The following is a 5,140-nucleotide window of genomic DNA, read 5'->3' on the forward strand; positions in this document are numbered from 1 at the left end:
GGAGAAGACCCCGGCGTCCCGCCAGACGCGAAAGCGCCCGTAGACGGTCGCCCACGGTCCGAACTCGGAGGGCATCTCGCGCCACTGGGCGCTGGACCGAAACCGCCAGATCACCCCCTCGAACTGCTCCCGCAGCCGCTCGGGGTACGGACCGTACTCGCCTATCGGCAGGTACGGCTCGATGAACTCCCACTGCTCGTCTGTGAGTTGCCTACGTGTCACACCCAGCGTCCTACCGCATCCCGCCCCCGCACGGGGCCAGAACCCGAGATTGATCACGACCTCACACACGCCCTAGTAGTGCTTGGTCAGGTCGGTATTGGTTGTGGCATGTCGCGGTGACAGGTGGGGCAGGCGCCGGTCCAGACCGCGAGGAGTAGCTGCAGTTCGCGGGCGACCTTGTAGAGGCTCAGGCCGGCGCCGTTTCTTTTGGGGACCGGGTGATGCGCTGGAGGGTGCAGAAGCGTGTGCGACGGAGACGAGGGTGACGTGGTGGTGCCAGCCTCTCCAGGTGCGGCCCTCGAAGTGGGCCAGGCCCAGGACCTGCTTCATCTCGCGGTAGTCGTGCTCGATGCGCCAGCGCAGTTTCGCGGTGCGCACGAGGGTGGCCAGCGGGGTGTCGGCGGGCAGGTTGGACAGCCAGAACTGCACGGGTTCGGGCTCGGTGGCGGGCCATTCGGCCAGCAGCCAGCGCACGGGCAGTTCCGGGCCGTCGGCGGCCTTGCGGATCTCGCGTCCAGCGGGCCTGATCCGCAGGGCCACGAACCGCGAGTACATCCGCTTCAAGCCGCTGCGGCCGCTGCCGGGGCGGGAGCCCTCCCGCCACTGCACCGGCTTCGCGGCCCGCTTGCCTGCCGCGATGACCAGCTTCTTCACGGCCTGGGCCAGCTCGGGGTAAACGTGCTGCGGCCGAGGCCCGCCACCGCCGTAGGGCGGGATGTGCGGCCTGGCTTGTTCCGGCTGGGCAGTGGTCGTGGTGGAGATGCCCACCACGTAGTCAAGGCCGCGTTCCTCCAGGCCGAGGCGGAAGGCTGCGGCATCGCCGTAGCCGCCGTCGGCGACGACGAGAGGGACCTCGATGCCCCACGACCTCGTCTCGTCGATCATGTCCAGAGCCAGCTGCCACTTCTCGACATGGCCGACCTCTTCGGGGATGCCGCACTTGATGCGCCGGGCCACCTTGGCCGGATCGGCCTTCGGCGAGGCGGGATCCCAGCTCTCGGGCAGGAACAAGCGCCAGTCGACGGCCGCCGAGGCGTCATCGGAGGCCAGGTGCAGCGACACCCCGGCCTGGCAGTTGGTGACCTTGCCGGCGGTGCCGGTGTACTGCCTGGCCACGCACGCCGAGGCGTCCCCGTCCTTGAGGAAGCCGGTGTCATCGACGATCAGCGCGGTCGGCTTGCTCACCTGCTGCATCCGCCAGGCGAGGCGGGCACGCACATGCGCCGCGTCCCACGGGCTGGTGGTGATGAAGTGGGCCAGGGCCTGCCGGTTGCCGTCCTCACCCAGCCGGGCGGCCATCGGTTCCACCGACTTACGCCGCCCGTCCAGCAGCAGCCCCCGCAGATATACCTCGCCCCACCGGCGCTGGTCCGCCCGCGCGAACGGCTCGAACATCTCCGCCGCGAAGTCCTCCAGATCACACCGGACCGCGGCCAATTCCCCACCCAGCACACCCGGTCAACGACACACCCGCTCAAACAGACACGCCACCGGCGAACGAACCTGACCAAGCCCTACTAGGGTCTGTCCGGGGATCTTGTGACCGTCTCGGTCCTGCCTCGTTGGCATGTGCATGGGGCGGGGAGATCTCACAAGAGACGAATGGGTCCGGCTGAAGCCGCATCTGCCGAAGTCCGGGCTCCGTGGGGGACGTTGGGGCAGACACCGCAGGATCATCAACGGGATCCTGTACCGGAACCGGACCGGGGTGCCGTGGCGGGATCTGCCTGCGCGTTTCGGCAAGTGGAAGACCGTGTACGAGCGGCATCGGCGATGGTCAGCGGATGGCACATGGGACAGGCTCTTCGCGGCTGTCCTGGCCGATGCTGACGCGGAAGGCCGCATCGACTGGTCGATGGTGAGCGTGGACTCCGCCTCCTGCCGGGCCCACCAGCACGCCGCCGGAGCACGCAAGAAGCCTCCGAGGCTGCCGGGAAAAGACGCACGCCTCGGCAGCACCGCCCTGATGAGGGAATCGGACGCTCTCGGGGCGGCCTGACCTGCAAGATTCACCTCGCCGGTGAGGGTGGACGCCGCCCACTGGCCCTGCTGATCAACCCGGGCCAGTGGGCCGACGCCCCGCAGCTCATCCCGGTTATGGAGCGTGTCCGTGTCGCCCGGCTGGACGGCGGGCGTCCACGGACTCGGCCTGATCATCTCGGCGGAGATAAGGCGTACTCCTCCCGCCGCAACCGCCGCTACCTGCGACGACGCCAGATCAAGCACACGATCCCCGAGCCGAAGAACCAGCGGGCCAACCGCTACCGCCGCGGCAGCAAGGGCGGCCGGCCCGTCGGCTTCGACAAGACGATCTACAAGCGCAGGAACGAGGTTGAGCGAACGATCAACGCGCTCAAGAACTCCCGGGCCGTGGCCACGAGATTCGACAAGCGCGCCTATGTCTTCCACGGCACCGTCACCGTGGCTTCGATCCGCCTTTGGCTCCAGCCGTGATCACTTGGCTTCGTGACAAGATCTGGGCGTGACGACGTTGTTCCTGACGGTTGGCCTGCCCGGGGCCGGAAAGACCACGAGAGCTCGACAGCTGGCCAAGGAGCACAACGCGCTGCGGCTGACGCCGGATGAGTGGATGCTCCCGCTGTTCGGCGATCCGCAGCCGGCCGGGAAGCGCGATGTGCTGGAAGGACGGCTGCTCTGGCTGGGTCTGGAGGCGCTGAAGCTGGGAACGAACGTGGTCCTGGATTTCGGATGCTGGTCTCGTGACGAGAGGTCCGCGATCCGCTGGTTGGTGATGTCTGTGGGTGCGTCCTGTCAACTCGTGTACGTGCCGGTGGACCATGAGACCCAACGTGCTCGGATCGTCCATCGCCAGTCGACCACCCCTGATCAGACCTTCGTGATGAGCGAGCGGGACCTCTTGCACTGGAGGACGCTGTTCGAGGAGCCCGACGCCGCGGAACTCGATGGACATGAGGTAGAAGGTCCGCCTCCTGGGTGGTCAGGATGGCTGGAGTGGGCCGCCGACCGGTGGCCATCGCTCGCGTGACTGTCCGGCCAACTTTGGTGCCGCCCAGTAGCACAGCCGTGCCAGGAGTGCCGAGCCCGGAAAGATCCGCCGGACAGTCCCTAGTGCTCTGACCGGGAAGGTTCGCCGGGGCGGTAGCTTCGCCTCGATAGTCTGCACGGCATGATCAACTCATACGCGAGCTCGGACGATGCTGCAGTGGCGATAACCGGGGCGCGGGCTGGCGCGGACGTGGTCCGCAACATGTACGGCCAGCGGCTCAGCCGCATCGACCAGGGTGCCGGGGACTTTGCCACCGCCGCCGATGTGGAGGCCGAGAAGACGATCCTCGGGGTCATCCGTGCCGAACGGCCCGATGACGCGGTGCTCGGCGAGGAGGCGGGGAGCAGGGCGCCGCCGGGATCTGCTGGCCCGCCCTGAGTTCATCGAACGTTTCCGGCCGCGCGTCGTATCCACGACGCTAGCGCTGGCCTGGGTGGCTGCCGGCAAGCGCGCCGCGTATGTCACCGATGGTGGCGACCTCTCCCGGAGCGTGCATTTCGCGGCCGGCATCGCTTTGTGCCGGGCTGCCGGCTGCGTTGTCACCGGCATCGACGGTGCCCCGATAGGTGAGGCAGGTCGTGGGCTTGTGGTCGCCGCCGACGACGAGACCCACGGGCTGCTGATGTCCATGATGCGCAGCCGAAGCTAGTGCTGTGACTGCATGCGTTTCGCCGGGCTGGGTCATGCTGCGACTTGGAGGGGCCTGCCGCCCCAGCGGATGCCCTTCTCGCTGCGGATCCGGGCACGTTCACGGCGTTGAGCTGCGAAGACGTCTGGGTGGCGGGCGTTGGCGTTGCGCCAGCGCAGGTAGGCGTGGAGGGCCCGCGTCTGGGCGGTGTGGTTGCGGTGGTTGGAGTTGGCGACGGTGAACTGCCGCAGCGGTCCGAAGTGGGCCTCGATCGGGTTGGCCCAGGACGCGTAGGTCGGGGTGAAGCACAGGTTGACCTTGTTCTTCTTCGCCCAGCGACGGATGTCGGCGCCCTTGTGGGCGGACAGGTTGTCCAGGATGAGGTAGATCGGGGCGCCGTCGGGGCGGGCGGCCCGGATCGACTTCAGCGCGGCCACGGTGTTCGCGGCACTCTTCGTGCGGCGGTTGACGCCCCAGAGGGTGTCGTCGCCGATCGAGTAGCACCCATGGAAGTAGCGGACCCCGTGGGTGCGGTGGTAGGTCGCCGGATGCCGCTCGGGGTGACTGGCAGGGGCCCAGCCAGCCCCGGCGGTGGGCCGGATGCCGAGTGGCCCGAACTCGTCGAACGCAAAGACACGGTCCGGGAAACGCTCCAGCACCTCCTCGATACGGTCCAGCTTGGCATCGCGCTCCGGATCGGGCGATTCCTTCCACGTCTTGGTCCGCTGGAAGGTGACGCCGCGGCGGACGAGCAGGCACCGTAACGCCTCGCGGCCGATCCGGATGACACGGCCGTGCACTTTCCGCAGGTAGGCGGCGAGTTTGCGGATGGACCAGCGGGTGAAGGGCTGGCCGAGCTTGGTTGGGCGGGTGGTGGCCGTCTGCACGACGAAGTCCTCATCGTCAGGGCTGAGCAGGCGGGGACGGCCTCCCGCCCACCGAGGGTCCAAGCAGGCCAGGCCGATCTCGTTGAACCGGTGGATCACATCCCGGACCGTGTCCTCATCGGCCTGCACCAACTTCGAGATCACCGGCACCCGGTTCCCGCCGGCCGAGGCCAGTAGCATCATCGCGCGCCGGTACCGCACCGAACTGGTGCTGCCCCGGCGCACGATCTGCTGCAGCTTTTGCCCCTCCTGGTCGGTCAACCTACGCACACGGACAGGCTCAGCCACCACACCCCCAGCAGTCGGATCGGACGTCAACGCACATCCAACCGCCCGGACGACCGCCCCGGCGAACCTTCCCGGTCAGAGCACTAG

General features: G+C 68.1%; 4 protein-coding genes and 2 pseudogenes. 3 read left to right on the top strand and 3 right to left on the bottom strand.

Annotated features, from left to right (window positions below):
- Positions 1-222 (bottom strand): transposase (locus tag CA983_RS40600; RefSeq protein ID WP_143645467.1); only part of this gene is annotated, 222 nt, incomplete at its 3' end.
- 187 nt (positions 223-409) lie between these two features.
- A pseudogene (locus CA983_RS40605) lies at positions 410-1,617 on the bottom strand (IS701 family transposase).
- 178 nt (positions 1,618-1,795) lie between these two features.
- Here CA983_RS40605 and CA983_RS40610 point away from each other — a divergent pair.
- From CA983_RS40610 to CA983_RS40620, 3 genes and pseudogenes are all read left to right on the top strand, one after another.
- Positions 1,796-2,676, top strand: a protein-coding gene (locus tag CA983_RS40610) for an IS5 family transposase (protein WP_107500341.1) whose coding sequence is annotated in 2 segments (ribosomal slippage) — positions 1,796-2,159 and positions 2,159-2,676 — 882 coding nt in all. Because the reading frame shifts where the segments join, the coding sequence is not laid out codon by codon here.
- Positions 2,677-2,704: 28 nt separating this feature from the next.
- A complete protein-coding gene (locus CA983_RS40615) occupies positions 2,705-3,229 on the top strand; it encodes a P-loop nucleotide/nucleoside kinase family protein (RefSeq protein ID WP_086605692.1) in 525 nt (174 codons plus the stop codon).
- Positions 3,230-3,370: 141 nt separating this feature from the next.
- Positions 3,371-3,899: pseudogene (locus CA983_RS40620) on the top strand (inositol monophosphatase family protein).
- A 32-nt stretch (positions 3,900-3,931) separates the two neighbouring features.
- Here the strand turns inward: CA983_RS40620 and CA983_RS40625 are convergent.
- Complete coding sequence (locus tag CA983_RS40625) at positions 3,932-5,053, bottom strand: IS630 family transposase (protein WP_341866735.1); 1,122 nt, start codon at positions 5,051-5,053, stop codon at positions 3,932-3,934.
- Positions 5,054-5,140: the final 87 nt, after the last annotated feature.

The organism is Streptomyces swartbergensis (assembly GCF_002148965.1).
Taxonomy (GTDB): domain Bacteria; phylum Actinomycetota; class Actinomycetes; order Streptomycetales; family Streptomycetaceae; genus Streptomyces; species Streptomyces swartbergensis.